The sequence below is a fragment of the Chryseobacterium herbae genome (assembly GCF_025154075.1).
Taxonomy (GTDB): domain Bacteria; phylum Bacteroidota; class Bacteroidia; order Flavobacteriales; family Weeksellaceae; genus Chryseobacterium; species Chryseobacterium herbae.
In genome coordinates, this window is record NZ_JAOAMU010000001.1 from 869,698 (window position 1) to 886,431 (window position 16,734).

Genomic DNA, 16,734 nt, shown 5'->3' on the forward strand with positions numbered 1-16,734 from the left:
ATTCCTCCGGTGTAAGGAAAAAATATTCTTTATATTTAAATAAAGTAAACAGAGTCATGAAAGATGTAAAGATTGCATTTAGAAAACCCATATTTCCTGTTTCGGAAGCATTAGAGCAGTATCTGGGAAAACATAACAGAACGACCCAAATTCAGTTTCTGTATGAAGACCTCCTAAGATTCAGTGACAGTGTTAATATTCTGGACAAGGAAGGCAAGGATACTTTGTGGCTCGGCGTTTTGTATCCTGAACATGAGTTTAAAGAAATAGAGGCTAATTTAAATAAGATTTACACCCTTCTTCATTCCGACGGAGATGAGGCTACTCTGCCTTATCTGAAAGTGGATACGATCGACTTTTGTACCTTCGGAAATTCTAAACCTTTCCGAATTCGGGTGAGAAATATTCTGAACGACAATTATACCAATTTTTATATTAAACAGGCTGATGCTTCGCGTATCTACGGACTGGAAATAGAAGATCTCCTTTCTCCCAACCGGATCAATTTTCTGATTTACAAAAATACCCTGATAGAAGAGCATATCCTGGGAATTCCCGGAGATGTTTTTATTCAGAAACATTTACACAATTGTACAGAACCAGAAAAGGCACAAATTTCCAAGGAGTTTGTAAAATTCAATGAACGTTGCCTCATTGGGCTACTGGGTGACATGCGCTCCTACAATTATGTTATTATTCCTATACACGATTTCGATCAGGTTATCTACAGAATCCGCCCCATCGATTTTGATCAGCAATGCTATGAAGGGAATCTGAAAGTGTACCTTCCCCAGTATTTCAAAGAAAACAGCATAATGGTGAATATGGTCCTGGAAAAACTGAAGCCCAACTCTATAGAACAGTATCGTAAAGAAGTACGTTCACAAATTGTAAAAAGAGTGACCAGCAGCCAAAACAGATTCGATGAACTTATTTCTATTATGAAAAAAGACAATATTGCGCCGGAAGCCAATGTTACAGAGCTAAAAACAGCTTTGCGAAAACTTACTTACGATGTCAATTTCAAATATTGTAAAACCATGGGCGACATTATAGAAACCGGAATAAAGTTTGTTCTCCGGAATTATAAGAAAGCGTATTAAAAAGAGAATCCGTCTCCCATTGAATGGAGACGGATTCTTTCTTTTCTAACAATTTTTGGTTGTTCTACCAAATTTTTATTCTGTCCTGAGGAGCTTTGTACATTTTATCTCCAGGTTTTATATCAAATGCTTTGCTGAATGCATCCTGATTCACCAATGGACCAAATGCCCTGAACACTCCCGGAGAGTGCGGATCTGTCTTCACCTGGTTGATCATATACTGGTCGGTAGCTTTGGTTCTCCATACGGTTGCCCAGCTCATAAAGAATCTCTGATCCTGAGTAAATCCACTGATTTTTCCCGGATTTCCTTTATCTTTTAAATACATCTGAAGGGCATCATAAGCCACTGCTACTCCACCAAGATCACCGATGTTTTCTCCGCTTGTAAATTTACCGTTGACAAAACTTCCTTTTACCGGTTCGTAAGCACTGTACTGAGCGGCAAGTTGTCCTACTTTAGTGTCAAAATTCTTACGGTCTTCCTCTGTCCACCAGTTGTTAAGATTTCCATCCCCGTCAAAACGTGAACCACTGTCATCAAATCCGTGAGAGATTTCGTGACCGATAACGGCTCCGATACCACCGAAGTTAACAGCTGCATCCGCTTTAGGATTATAGAAAGGAGGCTGAAGAATCGCTGCAGGGAATACGATTTCGTTGTTTGAACCGCTGTAGTAAGCATTTACAGTCTGTGGAGACATTCCCCATTCTGTTTTGTCTACCGGTTTTCCTACTTTATCAAGACCTCTCTGGTACTGCCACGCAGACACATTCTGAAGATTGGAATATAATGTGGCCCCTTGTTTTGGAGATTCCACCTTTAATTGGCTATAATCTTTCCATTTGTCCGGATATGCGATCTTCACTGTGAATTTAGACAGTTTTTCCTGAGCTTTCACTTTGGTAGCGGGAGACATCCAGTCCATATCATTGATGTGGGTTTTGAATGATTTTAAGATATAATCAATATAAGTCTCCATCTGAGCTTTTGCTTCAGGTGTGAAATATTTTTCAACGTATAATTTACCGAAAGCCTCGCCTAAAACACCATTTACAAGCGTAAGTCCTCTTTTGTCCATCGGACGCTGCTCTTTCTGTCCCTGAAGGTATTTGGAATAGAAATCAAATCTGATCTCCTCCAGACTGTCATTCAGGTTGCTGGCGTTACCGTTAATTAAATGATATTTCAGATAATCTTTCAGCAACGGAAGATTCTTTTCCGTCACGAACTGATCCATGTTCTGGTAATATTTCAGTTCGCCGATGATTACTTTATCCGTATTCACTCCAGCATCTTTAAGGTATTTAGCCAGATTAACATTTTTAACCAATCCTGAAAGTTCAGTTACATTTTTCGGATTGTATCTTAAATTGGCATCTCTGTTTTGCTCAAGAGTCAATAAATAATTAGCCAGTTGCTTTTCAAACATCACTACATTCTCTGCAGCCTGTCCTGCATTTTTATTTCCTAAAACTCCAAACAGTTTCCCTACATAAGTCTGGTATTCTGCTAAAGTTTTAGTGTTGGCTTCATTTACTTTCTGATAGTAGTCTCTTCCCAATCCAAGGTCCGGACCGCCCAGATATACCGCATTCATTTTAGAATTCTTCATATCTGCACTTACTCTCCATCCGTAGAAAGAATTGTCGCCTAATTTGGTTGCTTCAAGAAGATATTTCTGCAGATCATTAAGGTTTTTGATGGCCTCAATTTTTGCCAGATCTCCTTTGATAGGAGCCAATCCATCAGCATTTCTTTTATTCACATCCATGAAAGATGCGTACAGATTCTGGATCTTCTGCCCTTCTGATCCTTCAGAATACGTTTCGGATAAAATCTTGTTCAGAATATCCAAAGAAGCATCATCCACATTTTCTCTCAATGCATTGAAAGAACCCCAACTCGCTTTATCTGAAGGAATCTGAGTAGTTTTCACCCAATTTCCGTTCACATAGCTAAAAAAGTCATCCTGCGGGCGAACGCTTTTATCCATATAAGATAAATTGATCCCCTCTTCTTTTGATTCTTCTTTCACAGGTTCTGCAACGGCAACCGTAGTTTCAGTTTTCTTTTCTGTACCAGCAGTCTTAGCCGTTCCGCATGAGTTTAAAAATACAATGCCGGAAAGGGCAAGTATTCCAATATTTAGCTTTTTCATTAAAAAAAAATTTTGATTGTATACAAACTTACCAAATATACGAACTTTGGTAATAAGTGATTAATGATAATTGAGAAATGATGCAGAATTTGTAGTGATATGGGGTGCGGGTTTCGAGTTGCGGGGTGAGAGAGTATGAGGGTTTTAGAGTTTTAGAGTAAAAAATACACCTATGAAATCAGAATGAGTTAGCTGTTGGCTATTGGCAACCCGAAACTCGTAACTCAATATCTCGAATCCCGAAACTCGCATCTGCCACCTGCCACCTAAAAAAAAACAAAAACCGCTCATTGCTGAACGGTTTGTTTATTGTTACCAGATTTTAATTCTTTCTTCCGGCGTTTTGTATAGTTTGTCTCCTTTTTTCACATCGAATGCTTTGTAGAAAGCGTCAACGTTGATAAGTGGACCGAAGCTTCTGAAATATCCCGGAGAGTGCGGGTCAGTTTTCACCTGGTTTACCATATATTTTTCACTTGAAAGAGTTCTCCAAACGGTTGCCCAGCTTAGGAAGAATCTCTGATCCTGAGAGAATCCACTGATTTTCCCTGGATTTCCTTTATCTTTTAAGTACATCTGAAGAGCATCGTAAGCGATATTTACGCCACCTAAATCAGCGATATTTTCACCGTTTGTGAAAGTACCGTTCACGAAAGTTCCTTTTACCGGCTCGTATTTGTCATACTGAGCAGCAAGAGCTTTTGTTGCTTTCTCGAAGTTGGCTTTATCTTCAGGAGTCCACCAGTCTACAAGGTTTCCGTCTGCATCGAACTGAGCACCTGAATCATCAAATCCGTGGCTCATTTCGTGACCGATAACAGCACCGATTCCTCCGAAATTCACGGCAGCATCAGCTTTAGGATTGAAGAAAGGAGGCTGAAGGATGGCAGCTGGGAATACGATTTCGTTGTTTACCGGGTTGTAGTAAGCATTCACCGTTTGTGGTGTCATCCCCCATTCTGTTTTGTCAACAGCTTTACCGATTTTTGCTAAATCTTTATTATACTGCCAAGCCGCTACATTCTGAAGGTTCTTATATAAAGTTCCGCCTTTAGCTTCTGGAAGAATTTCTAATTTTGAATAGTCTTTCCATTTGTCCGGATAAGCCACTTTCACTGTAAACTTGTTCAGTTTGGTCATTGCTTTTTCCTTCGTTGTAGAAGACATCCACGCTAAGTTGTTGATGTGAACCGCGAAACTTTTCTTTAAATAGTCAATCAATTCTACCATCTGAGCTTTTGCTTCAGCCGGGAAATATTTCTCAACATATAATTTACCGAAAGCTTCCCCTAGAGAACCGTTGATTAACTCAAAACCTCTTTTGTTCAATGCTCTCTGCTCCTGCTGGCCTCTTAAGTATTTACCATAGAAACCGAATCTCATGTTTCCTAGTTTTTCACTTAGGTAAGAAGCGCTTCCGTGAATCATGTGGAATTTTAAATAATCCTTGATCACAGGAAGGTTCTGAGCATTCACCAATTTATCAAAGTTCTTATAATAACCGATTTCTCCAATGATTACTTTATCGGCATTCACCCCTACTTTTTTAAGATAAGCAGGAATATCAACCCCTTTTACCAATGTTGAAAGCTCAGCCATTGTTCTTGGGTTGTACTGAAGCGTGTTGTCACGGCTCTGCTCGTTGGTAAGGTAAGTCTGTGCAATACTTTTTTCGTAGTCTACGATACCTTTTGCAGCTGCATCAGCATTTTTGTAGCCTAGTTCAGTAAGCATAGAAGCTACATATTTCTGATATTCAGCGATAGCTTCCGTATTTTTTTCGTTTACTTTCTGATAGTAATCTCTTCCTAACCCTAAAGAAGCGTCACCTAAGTAAACGGCATTCATTTTAGAATCTTTAAGATCTGCATCTACACCCCATCCGTAAAATGTATTTTCGCCATCTTTAGTTACAGAGGTCAGATAGTTCTGAAGGTCAGCAAGATTTTTGATCGCATCAATTTTATTCAGGTTTTCCTTAATAGGCTTGATCCCGTCTGCATTTCTCTTCTCCATATTCATGTATGAAGCATACAGATCCTGGATTTTTTTACCCTCGCTTCCGTCTGCAAATTTATCTTTCAGAAGAGAGTTCAAAATAGTCATTGAGTTGTTGTCTGTATCTTCAGCCAGTTTGTTGAAACTACCCCAAGTTGGTTTGTCAGACGGAATTTTGGCTGTTTTCATCCAGGTTCCGCTTACGTAGTTATAAAAATCATCCTGAGGACGTACTGAAGTATCCATAAGGCTAATATCCAAGCCTTTATCTGTGCTGTTAACTGCTGTTTTCACGGCTTTTTCCTGTCCGTTCACTGTATTAAGTGAGCAAACACCCGCCAATAAAAACAAAGAAAGCGTTAGTTTTTTCATTATGATAGCAAATTTTATATGATAAGTCTGTTTTTTTTAAGTTTTGTTACAATGAACAAATTTAAACAAATATTAAGAAGTCACTATCTCTTTTACATTTCCTGTTCTTTTTAAAAATCCCCACGACTGCATTTCCCCTTTCAATGCTTTTCTTAAGCTTCTGAATAATACAATATACATCAGCCATCTGTAGCCGAAACGTTGCGGAATCACATAGAATAAACCGGTCAGTTTTTCCCGCTGCATGATGAATGCGGCAAGAGCCAGAGAAGCATCTACCAACAGGAAGATCAGGTAATACGTGAATATTTTCCCACCGTTCCCGGATAAAATTCCAAAGAACATGATCAGATCTGCCATTGGTGAAAAGAACGGAATGATATACTGGAACAGTAAAATATTCGGCATCGCCCAAAGTCCAAGCCCTTTGTATTTAGGATTAAGGAAGGTCTGACGCTGTTTCCAGAACATCTGCATAATTCCGTAGGTCCAGCGGAAGCGTTGTTTTAAAAACTGTTTTACACTTTCGGGAGCTTCGGTCACAGCAACGGCTCTGTTTTCATTGGCTACCGTATATCCTGCTCTTAAAATCTTTACGGTAATATCACAGTCTTCAGCCAACGTATCGGTAGAATATCCGCCTGCTTCGATGATCACAGACTTTTTAAATGCCCCGATTGCCCCGGGAATTACTGTTACAGCATTAATATAAGCATAGGCTAATCTATCAAAATTCTGACTCGTTGTATATTCTATGGATTGCCATCTGGTAAGCCAATTCACGGTATTTCCCACTTTCACATTACCTGCCACTGCAGCGATTTTTTCCTCCGGATCTGAATTTAAAAATCTTGCAATCAGATATTTTACAGCATTGTGTTCAAGTTGGGTATCTGCGTCAATACACACAACATATTCCGCATCGGTCTGAGAGATCCCAAAGTTTAGTGCAGTCGCTTTTCCACCATTTGATTTTGTGAAAATTTTCAGTTTGGGATGATTTGGAAATGCTTCATTCGCTTTTTTATACGTTGAATCCTTGCTTCCGTCATCCACCATAATGATATCGAAGTTGGGATAGGTCTGTTTTAACAAATTATTCAGAGAAGAAATAATATTCACTTCTTCATTATAAGCAGGAACGATGATGGATACTTTCGGATAGGTTTCCAAAACCGGAAGCTCACCCAAGAGTTTTTCTTTTTTTCTTTCTTTAAAAGCCCAATACATCATCAGGATTAATCTTATCAGGCCAAGTCCGATAAATATAGTAAAAAGTGCTACCAGAAAATGACTGATTCCATATATCGCGGTTGCCAGCACCAGATTGAGCTGCATAATATAATAAGATCTTGTTTTAGGAACTTCCGGCATCAGCACGTTTTTGCTTTTGTGCAGAATACTGGCAAGATTCGTAAAATGATAGCCTTGTTTCTGAAGAGTCGGGATCAATATTTTAAGGGCCTTCACCGTTTCTTCTCTGGTATCTCCGCCTGCATCGTGCAGAAGGATAATATTTCCGCGCTGCTGCTTAATGCCTGCCATAACGCGTTTGATAATTTCATCAGATTTAATACCTGGTTGCCAGTCTTCCGGGTCAATACTTTCTCCGATATCCAGATAATTTTGCTGTCTCGCTAATGCTACCGGAATAATTTCCTCAGAAGTAGTCGGTTCCGAATCTGCGTTGTAAGGCGCTCTGAAGAGAATGGTACTGTGACCTGTGATACATTCGATCAGTAGCCTTGTCAGTTTCATTTCCATTAATGCTCTTTCGGGACTTACTTTGGCTACATTTTCATGCGTAAAAGTATGGTTTCCGATTTCGTGACCTTCCCGGTAAATTCTTTTAACCAGCGGAAGATTTCTTTCAGCGTTCAACCCAACAAGAAAGAATGCAGCAGGAACGTGATATTTTGAAAGAATATCTAAAATCTGAGGCGTATACGTTTCATCAGGACCATCGTCAAAGGTCAACACCAGCTCTTTTTGTGGAGCTTCACCGTATTTTTTCACTTCATAGGAACTTGGATAGGTAATATAGTTCTCATCCGTAATTATTTTTTCTTTGGGATCTATTTCCAAAGCTATTTTTCCGTCATGAGGCGTATTCAAAACATCCAGAACTTCTCCGTCTCCGATATAATCGACCATCGTCTGCCCTTTTACATTCTCCAACATTTTTAAATTAAGCTTAGACATACCCGCAGTGGTCATATCCTTATCATAGAAATTCCAGATTCTGCTGTCTTCACTTCCCAGTCTCCAAACGGCAGTTCCCGCCAGCGGATATTCAGAGGAAAAGCGCATCGTGTTGAAAATGGAAGCTGCATCGTTGAAGAATACCGTGTGGGTGTTTTTTTTAGAATCTATATAGGAATAATTTAAATTGAATGTATTGTCATCATAATTAATGACCGCTTTGCTTGCACTGGCTTTCGTAATGGCCTGCATATAGGTAACGGAGGTATTATCTTCTTTGTTGGTACTCCAGTCATAGCCATATGCTCCCAGTCCCAGAATTATTTTTTCGGGAGTTGTTTTTTTGAGGATTTTTTCAGTCTGTGCTTCAATCCATTTTTGTGAGGAAACCGGTCCCGCATCACTATCTACGGCATATTCATCATAAGCCATCAGAATGAAGTAATCTACATAAGGATTCAGTTTCTGGATATTGTAATCATCATTATCCGTCATGATATCCATGGTCACCAGCAGCTTATTCTGTTTAAATGTGTCTGAAAGTTCCTTCATAAAGGCAATGAGGTATTCATCAGAATCCAGGTTCATATCTTCAAAGTCAATATTGATTCCTTTAAAGTGAAATTTCTGACACTGCTGCGTAAGCTTTTGAATAAGTTTCGTTCTTTTCTGAGGATCTTTTAAAACCTTTCCAAGCCCTTCGGAACGAAATTCACGATCGGAATTATTACTTAAGATTGGCATCGCAGCCACTCCGGTTCTTTTGATGATTTTATAACCTTCCGGATCTATATTGGTCTTCAAATCCCCTGTTTTAGGATCGAGGAAAAACCATTCCGGAAAAACGAGGTTGATGTGTCTGATATTTCTTTTCAGAGACATCAGCGACTGCGGATCCCAGGCCACATAGAACGCAGAACGGATCCCGCCTGGAAACATGGACCAGCTTCTGTTTTGATTTTTAAGCCTTTCTGCTCTTGCCTGCTGAATTTTAGCAAGACTGGTATGCATGGTTTTTTCAGAAATAAAATTCCTGAAACCTTTGTATTCTTTGGATATTCTATTTTCCTGAAGATAAGGTTTACTGGCTGTAATAACCGCTTTATAATCTTCTTTGAAAGGAATTTTCGGGCTTCTTTCCAGCTTCATCATCAGCCCTAAAGCCAAAATGAGTAATACGGCCACGAAAATAAAGATACGACTTCCCCACTGTACGCTTCTCCAGCGTTTTTTATTGTCAGTCTGAAAAATCTGTTTTGAGTTTTCCACGTAATGAAATTTATAGTCTACATCTCAAAAAGCGTGAAAAACTCCATCAATTTTATTAAAATAAAATTAAAAAAAATCAACTGATTTCTAAACGTTTATAAGCAGCCCTACCAGATCCTGAATAATCTTCTGGGAAACAAAATTCATGAAATCAAGCCGGTCTAAATGAGGCATGTATAATTTCGAAGTAACTTCCTTGTCATTAATCCTGATCGTGTAAAAAACAGTTCCTATTTCTTTGCCGTCCTCACCCTTCCCCGGGCCTGCAACCCCTGTTGTAGAAAGGGAAATATCTGTTCCAAATAGTTTCATACAACCTTCCGCCATTTCACTCGCTACCTGCTCACTTACTACGGTGAATTGATCTACAGTCTCTTTGGAAACCTTTAAAATCTCAATTTTCTTTTCTGTAGCATAAGGCACAATTCCGCCCAGGAAATATGTTGAACTTCCGGAAATGGATGTGATCATTTTGGCCAGCTCACCACCTGTACAGCTTTCTGCTGTGGAAATCGTCAGTTGTCTTTCCGTAAGAATTTCTGCCAGGATCTTTTCAATTTTATCTTCTGTTACTGCAATCACATGATCTTTAATCAAAGGAAGAAGTTTCTGGATCTCCTCTTCTGCCTGCTGTTTCAATACAGGTTCATTATCACCTGAAGCGGTCAATCTCAGTTTAACACGTGTTCCCACCGGAAGATAAGACAACGCCAGATTTTCAGGAAGGGCCAATTCCCAGTCTTCAATGATATCCGCAAGAATACTCTCGGGAATTCCCACCACGGAAACAATTCTGGTATGAATATAATACAGATTGAATTTTTCTTTTAAATAAGGAACAATCTGATCTCTGATCAGTGGCTTCACTTCATAAGGAACACCCGGAAGGCTGAAACATAATTTGCCGTCCTGCTCCATCATCATGCATGGTGCCGTTCCAAAATGATTCTGAAAAACAACGGATTTTGTCGGAACAAAGGCCTGCTCTCTGTTTCTTTCAAGGATATCCAGGCGGCCGCGTTTTTCCATATAATTTTTAAGATGATTGAAAGTCACCTCATCCAGTGCAATTTCATCATTGAAATAGTCAGCCAGTGCTTTTTTGGTTTTATCATCCCTTGTCGGGCCTAAACCTCCGGTTGTTATGATCAGATCACCCAACTCAAAAGCAGCTTTTAAAGTGTTTTTAATGATATCGATCTCATCCGATATGGTGAAGATCTGCGTCACCTGTATGCCAATGTTTTTAAGTTCAGTAGCAATAAAATTAGAATTGGTATCAACGGTATTTCCGGAAAGGATTTCATCCCCGATAGTAATCAGAACAGCTTTTTCCATATATAAATTCTTGAAAGAAAATGTCCTGCAAATGACGTAAAAATCTACGGCCGCGACAACATAAAATGATTTTTTCTATCTTTGGCTGATCCTGTTTAAAACTATAATTATTCGGCGATGGCAAAATATGATGATGCTTCCTGGCACTATGGCGGAGAATATCCGGAAAATTTACCCAATGAAAATGCAGCAACCCATATAGGTATGTTTCTGACGTGGTGTATCAACAACGATCTGTTATCGGAAGAATTGGCGGAAGATGCCAAAGATGAGATCCAAAGTGTAAAAAGACGCGAGATGACCGGAGCAGAATTCCTGATCGATCTGTGTGATGAAAAGTTCAGCCAATACGACCTCAACGATCTGGGTAACGGCTTTGCACAGGCTTATTACAATGATGATACTGCCTTCGGGAAAAAATTCAACTCCTTTACCGATGATTATTCAGAAACTTTCGACCGGAAAGCAGAAGAAAACGACTTCGAGTATGAATCTTTTTACCACGTGGAAGACACTTACGAAAACTATGATCTCATAAAACCTGTTATTGATCAGCGTTTTGAGGAGTGGAGGGAGTTTGAGCGCCAGAGTGTTTGAGCGTCGGAGCGTTTGAGTGTTTTAGAGTAGTTGCGTGATACGGGGTGCGCGTTTCGGGGAGGTGAAATATGGGTTGGTTGTAGTTCTTAATCTCGTTCTTAGTCTTATTCGTATCTGGTGGCTTCGAGTGCCTCAGCCACCTGCAGTAGATTAAGAATAAAATTGTGTCCCATGATCAGGATTTACACTTAAACTTAAGATAGACCGAAGTTTCTAAATACGACAAACTGGTGGCTGAGGCACTCGAAGCCACCAGTCGTAACGTCTGATATCTTGGACTCTCCTAATTATGCTTCACCCAAATCAGTTCATCCGTATCATACCCAATTTTTTTTGCTTTTTCAATGAATCGCAGCCTGATACTTTCGGGGATAGAAGTTGTTCTGGATAGGATCCACAGGTATTTCAAGCTGTTTCCCGCTACCAGCGCGTATTGATAATCTTCGTCGATATCAATGACATTGTAGCCTGACCAGATCGGTTTAAAGAAGGAAACTTTAAAACGTGCCTCAGTATTATCTTTCACAAATCTGGCTTCTCCAATAGCTTCTTTCCATTCTTTTTTAACGTAGTTATAGCCTTTGTTGCTGACTCGGATGGAGCCGTTTGGGTTTTCAGAATATTCGGCGGTGACATTGTCCATGTTTTTCTCAAATCGGTAGTCGAAACGGGCAATCTCATACCATCTTCCGAGGTATTTTTTAGCATTAAAATTACTGATTGCTACCGCTCCTTTTGGAATTCCCGCAGAACAAGAATTGTAAATAATCAGTCCTAAAACACCTAATGTAACCGGAACAGCAATTTTCTGAAGAGTTTTCATAATGGGAATATTTTGTGTGATTGCCCTGAAAACTTCAAAAATAATGCCTTTAAGCTGTTAATGAACGATAAATTCTAGGAAAAGACCTTCAGGAAATTGTCTTTAAAACTGCCTGAAACTTCAATTTCCGTATCATCTGAAAGCATTACTGTTCCGCTTTTATGGTAAGATTTTACAAACCCTGCATTGATGATATGCGACCGGTGAACTCTTACAAAAGGGTTTTCCAGCAGATCATCGAAATGTTTCAGGAAGCGGCAGACCATTTTTTTAGAACCGTCCGTCAGATATACCTGTGTAAAGTTTCCATCTGCCTGTAATCTGAGAATATCTTCAGTTTTTACCACATCAAATCCCTGAAGTGTAGGCAGGATCAGCTGCTGTTTTTCAGGCTTTAGTTTTAAATTTTCAAGGAGAATCTTATTACGGTTGAGCTCATCTTTCTTTTCAAGACTTTCCGCTACTTTATTTACGGCTAAAATGAGTTCCTGAATATCAATCGGTTTTAAAATATAATAACTGGCCGATTTATTAAGCGCCTGAAGCGAATATTGAGAAAAGGCCGTGATAAAAATAGTTTCATAGGAAAATTCTTTCGTAGCTTCTAACACGTCAAAAGCGTTTCCGAAAGGCATTTCAACATCGAGAAAGACAAGTTGCGGCTGCTTTTCAGCAATTAACGGAACGGCTTCTTTGATGTTTTCAGCCTCGCCCACAATTTCTATCTGTGGACAGTATTTTGTGATATAATTTCTGAGAACTTCTCTTGCAATGAGCTCATCGTCTACGATTACGGATTGTATTTTCATTTTTTTTCAGGTAATGGGTGGCAGATTATAAGTTGCAGGTATCGTGGATTAAGGTAATGAGTAAGGGGTTATTGGTATTTTCCGTTTTTAAATTTTAAAATGCGGGAAGAGGTTTTCGAGGTTTCGTTTTCTTTGCAATCTCCGTTTACCTCTTTGGTTTTTCTGTGAATTGAAATGGTTTTGATTTTAAGATCGGTGAAATTATTCGTTTTCGTTTTATCCATCATAATCACGGAATGATCTTCATCAGCTTCTCCGGTACATCGGGTATCCCATTCTGCACCGTAACTGTTTAATTCAAATTCATTTAAAACCTTTTTAAGAGTTTGGCCTGTCGGATAATACAAGGAGATTGTTTCTGTAGAATAGGGATTGGGCTGGCTGCCATTCTGCGCACTTACTTTGACCCCAAAAGCACGAATTCCGTTGCTGATATTGTACAGACCTGTGTCTATCGCAATACTTCTCAACATAATAGCATCAGAAGTAATTTCAGTCGGATCAAAATACTGGTTTTTGATTTCACCATTTTCATTGGTGATCACAATATAATTCCGGACCACGAAAAAATCTTCCTCTTCTTTGCCCTGCAGAACAGGCAGAACAGCAATATAGGAGTCTTCCTCGTTCGGCATTTTCTTTTCGGTACAGAATTCTGCTTTGATTGTGGTTTTATCGAGCTTTAAGCTTTTCACCACCCTATCAAACCGATTGCTGTTGATCTCCTGTCCATGTAAGATTCCAGCCCATAAAGACATCAGTATTCCTATAAATAAATGCTTGTTCATTTTTCAATATAGTCCGGAAAAATATCCGGCCTACAAGTAAAAGTAAAAAATATTTAGCTTACACTGCAATTTTGAATCATAAAACTCAAACGTTCTCCCTTTCTAAAGTCTTTTCCATTTCCATGCATACCATACAATCAGCATAGTAATCAAACTTTCCAACAGGGCTAAGAAAACATAAAATGCCCGCCATAAACTAAGAGAAGTAACTGCTATAAGCAACATCACTGCAGTAAAAAATATACCTAAAACAATATTGAGTATTCTATTGATCCTTGGCTTTAAAATGAGTGACAGAAACACCATCACTGCAGGCAGTGAAAGTAAAAAAGCAGCCATAAACAGCTTCAAAGGAGTATCCAGTAGATTGGTTCCTTCTACAAGTCCTTTTGCTTTATCAGGAACATAAAGCTCGAAATAGTCACCATAAAGATAGCATAGGGTAACCGCAGCCCAAAGTCCTGAAAGTATGACCTTAACATTAACTTTGATATCTTCAAATTGTGTGGAATTATTCATGATTATTTGTATTTAAAAATTAATCTGCGTCTACAATTTCTCTGGCTTTGTTTTTCACTCCAAAAATTAATAACCATAAACAAGTCCCAATTTCTCCAATAGAAGCTGGAAGTGTTATGTAATCCGATACTGAATAGTCTGAAAAATGAGGAATGACAGTTCTTCCAAATACATTGAGCAGATAGCCTAAACAACCCAACATCAAGAAAATGCCTAAAGTTTTCGGTAAAAATCCGGATCGATAAACGAGATACCCGAATGGAAACAGCCAAAGTCCCCAAAATATCTGAACGATTAAGATCCCTTTGTTATAAGAGTTTAACAGAAACATCACCTGAGATTGAAGTTGTTCTATATTAAATGCTTTTAAATAATCGGCTCCCTCAATAATGGTGAGAACTGAAAATTTACTCTGCAAATTGATAAATGAAACAGGAACACTGATCAACGCCAAAATAACCATCAGCTTTGCATAGGTTCCATTGACGTTTTTCAACAATTTATATAAAACAAGAGGAAGCAAGGTAAATGCAATATAGCAAAGCATACTGCCGGCAATACCTAATCTGAACAATTGTACAGAGGAAGAAATATTTTGAAAAGTAAGCTCAGGATCTTTCCAGACCGTAAGCTGTGAAGGCACATACATTAAACTGAAAAAACCGGTAAGTATGACCATAAGATATATAAATCCTGCGAACCGGGCTGTTTTGTTTTCAATAGTCATCTGTTTAGTTTTAACTAATAAGACGGAACTATTGACAAATTGTTACAACAAAAACAGAGCTAACCAATTAAAAATCAAACAAGTCTTTTAAACATTGATGTTTTTATAACTTATCTGAACCAAAACCCCGGGTTCATCTTTTTTATCGGTGACTTTACATTGAATATCCTGACGATACAGGTCATTAAGAAGTTTGATTCTTTCGAGGGTATTTTTCATCCCACGCCCTTCTCTGGTCTTCTGGTGATGGGTCTTTTGCTTTTTGCTTTCTTCGATCCCAATTCCGTTGTCTTCGATGGTGATTTTTAAATGCTGATCTTCTTTTTCAAAACTTAATTTCAAAAATCCTTTGTCGCTTCTGTAGCGCAATCCGTGCCATACCGCATTTTCAAGGAACGGCTGAACGAGCATTCCGGGAACTTTCAGGTTTTGCATATTCAGGCTTTCATCTACGTCAATTTCGTAATCGAATTTATCCGAAAAACGTGTTTTCTCCAAGGCAAGATAATTCTGAAGCAAGTCCAGCTCCTGTTGGAAAGGAATAAAATCTTCAGCGGAGTTTTCCATCACGCCACGCATCAGTTTTGAGAATTTCGTTAAATACTGATTGGCTTCCAGTTCGTTATTCGTCGAGATAAAATGATTAACACTGTTTAAGCTGTTAAAAATAAAATGCGGATTCATTTCACGGCGCAGCGACTGTAAAGCTATTTTTTTATTTTTGATCTGAACTTTCTTCAGCATTCTGAAAATAAAGATAATCAGTCCGGTCAATACAACCAGAACCCCGATCAGGCTGGAATTAAAAACATTCTTCTTACGGATAAGCTGATCTTTCAACTCTTTTTCTTTTTCAAGCTGAGAAATTCTCTGCTCGGTATCTTCCAGTATTTTATTATCAATCAGGCTTCTGTCCTTAGACACAATATCCGGAAGTTTCCCCAGGAAATCACGGTACAGCGAAACTGAAGCCTCCGTATTTCCTGTTATGCTGTACAGACTGTCCAGTCTTTTTACACTTTTCTGAGCTTCCAGCGTGTGCCCTTTTTCCAAAGCGATTCCGTAGGCATTTTTTAATAATACCACGGCTTCTTCCGGATCATTTTTCTTAATATAAATATCAGCCAGTTCCTGGATCTGGTTGACTTTTTCCTGAGAATTTTCTTTGACAAAATCTTCTTTCAGGACTTTCTTTTTAGCTTCAATGGCTTTGTCAAAATTCCTGTTTTCAACATAGAAATTGGTCAGTTTCTGATTGATTTCCAATGCCTGTTGCGGGGCTTCTTTTTTGGAAATAGCATACGCACTGTTGAGGTTTTCTTCTGCTCTGGGAATATCTTTCTGCTGTATATTCACCTCTGCCATCTGGCTGTAGCTTGCTGCCAGATCACCTTTATCTTTTGTTTTAAGACCCAGATTGATGTTATCCTGAATGGCCTCTACTTTCTGTTCAGCGTTGGGAGAAGAAAGTCTGGCAGCATCATTGGTGTTTACGGCTCTGTTTTTTTCGCTATAACTGATCTCGGCTGCCCTATTGTAATTACTGATAGCCGGCGTTATTTTATTCTGCTTTTCCTGTGACTGGGCAATTCTTCTGGTAACGGATTCCAGATTTTTTTTGTCGTTAAGATTTTTGTAAATGGCTCTTGCTTTCGCCAAAAACTCTTCACTTTTGGCATAATTTCCCTGGTTGTAATAATCGTTGGCAATGCCTACATAAGAATCAGCCACGCCTTTATTGTCATTATTATCTACTGCTTTTTTCAGTCTTGCCGCAGATTTATAAGCTTGGGTAACCCGTGTAGAATCTTGTGCTGTACAGAAGTTTCCTGCAGCAAGAATGAAAATAAAGAGTATTTTAAAAATTAATTTCACGGATTTCAGATCTTTAATGCAAAGTAAGTAAAACTTTAGGTATCCTTTTCTATTCTTTACCAAGTCAAAACTCCACTTCACCAAGTCTGCTCCTTCAAAGAATCAATCCACTGATTTTTGAACGGTTCTGAAATTATATACCACAGAAGCGTG

Annotated in this window: 12 protein-coding genes; 2 read left to right on the forward strand and 10 right to left on the reverse strand. The window is 38.8% G+C overall.

Going from position 1 to position 16,734, the window contains the following annotated elements:
• The first annotated feature begins 56 nt into the window (after positions 1-56).
• Entirely contained in the window at positions 57-1,103 is a 1,047-nt protein-coding gene (locus tag N0B48_RS03690) for a hypothetical protein (RefSeq protein ID WP_259836845.1), read from the forward strand.
• A 64-nt stretch (positions 1,104-1,167) separates the two neighbouring features.
• Here the strand turns inward: N0B48_RS03690 and N0B48_RS03695 are convergent, their stop codons facing one another.
• The 4 genes from N0B48_RS03695 to N0B48_RS03710 form a co-directional block, all read right to left on the reverse strand.
• Complete coding sequence (locus N0B48_RS03695) at positions 1,168-3,264, reverse strand: M13 family metallopeptidase (RefSeq protein ID WP_259836847.1); 2,097 nt, start codon at positions 3,262-3,264, stop codon at positions 1,168-1,170.
• 312 nt (positions 3,265-3,576) lie between these two features.
• The gene (locus N0B48_RS03700) at positions 3,577-5,634 is read right to left on the reverse strand and encodes a M13 family metallopeptidase (protein ID WP_259836849.1); all 2,058 of its coding nucleotides are present in this window, start codon (positions 5,632-5,634) and stop codon (positions 3,577-3,579) included.
• Between the two features lie 72 nt (positions 5,635-5,706).
• A complete protein-coding gene (locus N0B48_RS03705; RefSeq protein WP_259836850.1) occupies positions 5,707-9,105 on the reverse strand; it encodes a trifunctional glycoside hydrolase family 18/polysaccharide deacetylase/glycosyltransferase family 2 protein in 3,399 nt (1,132 codons plus the stop codon).
• Between the two features lie 87 nt (positions 9,106-9,192).
• Entirely contained in the window at positions 9,193-10,443 is a 1,251-nt protein-coding gene (locus tag N0B48_RS03710) for a CinA family nicotinamide mononucleotide deamidase-related protein (RefSeq protein ID WP_259836852.1), read from the reverse strand.
• Between the two features lie 117 nt (positions 10,444-10,560).
• Here N0B48_RS03710 and N0B48_RS03715 point away from each other — a divergent pair, with 117 nt between their 5' ends.
• Positions 10,561-11,040 (forward strand): DUF7832 domain-containing protein, encoded by a 480-nt coding sequence (locus tag N0B48_RS03715; RefSeq protein WP_259836854.1) that lies wholly within the window; start codon positions 10,561-10,563, stop codon positions 11,038-11,040.
• Between the two features lie 283 nt (positions 11,041-11,323).
• Here N0B48_RS03715 and N0B48_RS03720 read toward each other — a convergent pair whose 3' ends face one another.
• From N0B48_RS03720 to N0B48_RS03745, 6 genes are all read right to left on the reverse strand, one after another.
• Entirely contained in the window at positions 11,324-11,863 is a 540-nt protein-coding gene (locus N0B48_RS03720; RefSeq protein WP_259836856.1) for a lipocalin family protein, read from the reverse strand.
• Between the two features lie 74 nt (positions 11,864-11,937).
• Complete coding sequence (locus N0B48_RS03725; protein ID WP_259836858.1) at positions 11,938-12,672, reverse strand: LytR/AlgR family response regulator transcription factor; 735 nt, start codon at positions 12,670-12,672, stop codon at positions 11,938-11,940.
• Positions 12,673-12,740: 68 nt separating this feature from the next.
• Complete coding sequence (locus N0B48_RS03730; RefSeq protein ID WP_259836860.1) at positions 12,741-13,460, reverse strand: PA3715 family protein; 720 nt, start codon at positions 13,458-13,460, stop codon at positions 12,741-12,743.
• Positions 13,461-13,562: 102 nt separating this feature from the next.
• Positions 13,563-13,979 (reverse strand): DUF6326 family protein, encoded by a 417-nt coding sequence (locus N0B48_RS03735; RefSeq protein WP_259836861.1) that lies wholly within the window; start codon positions 13,977-13,979, stop codon positions 13,563-13,565.
• Positions 13,980-13,998: 19 nt separating this feature from the next.
• The gene (locus N0B48_RS03740) at positions 13,999-14,706 is read right to left on the reverse strand and encodes a DUF4386 domain-containing protein (RefSeq protein ID WP_259836863.1); all 708 of its coding nucleotides are present in this window, start codon (positions 14,704-14,706) and stop codon (positions 13,999-14,001) included.
• 87 nt (positions 14,707-14,793) lie between these two features.
• Positions 14,794-16,581, reverse strand: a complete 1,788-nt coding sequence (locus N0B48_RS03745; protein WP_259836865.1) for a tetratricopeptide repeat-containing sensor histidine kinase — start codon at positions 16,579-16,581, stop codon at positions 14,794-14,796.
• Between the last annotated feature and the right edge of the window lie 153 nt (positions 16,582-16,734).

Coding starts and splice junctions, on each gene's coding strand:
- N0B48_RS03710 (WP_259836852.1), bottom strand. CDS start 10,443: ATGGAAAAAGCTGTTCTGATTACTATCGGGGATGAAATCCTTTCCGGA.
- N0B48_RS03730 (WP_259836860.1), bottom strand. CDS start 13,460: ATGAACAAGCATTTATTTATAGGAATACTGATGTCTTTATGGGCTGGA.
- N0B48_RS03700 (WP_259836849.1), bottom strand. CDS start 5,634: ATGAAAAAACTAACGCTTTCTTTGTTTTTATTGGCGGGTGTTTGCTCA.
- N0B48_RS03740 (WP_259836863.1), bottom strand. CDS start 14,706: ATGACTATTGAAAACAAAACAGCCCGGTTCGCAGGATTTATATATCTT.
- N0B48_RS03690 (WP_259836845.1), top strand. CDS start 57: ATGAAAGATGTAAAGATTGCATTTAGAAAACCCATATTTCCTGTTTCG.
- N0B48_RS03725 (WP_259836858.1), bottom strand. CDS start 12,672: ATGAAAATACAATCCGTAATCGTAGACGATGAGCTCATTGCAAGAGAA.
- N0B48_RS03715 (WP_259836854.1), top strand. CDS start 10,561: ATGGCAAAATATGATGATGCTTCCTGGCACTATGGCGGAGAATATCCG.
- N0B48_RS03735 (WP_259836861.1), bottom strand. CDS start 13,979: ATGAATAATTCCACACAATTTGAAGATATCAAAGTTAATGTTAAGGTC.
- N0B48_RS03695 (WP_259836847.1), bottom strand. CDS start 3,264: ATGAAAAAGCTAAATATTGGAATACTTGCCCTTTCCGGCATTGTATTT.
- N0B48_RS03720 (WP_259836856.1), bottom strand. CDS start 11,863: ATGAAAACTCTTCAGAAAATTGCTGTTCCGGTTACATTAGGTGTTTTA.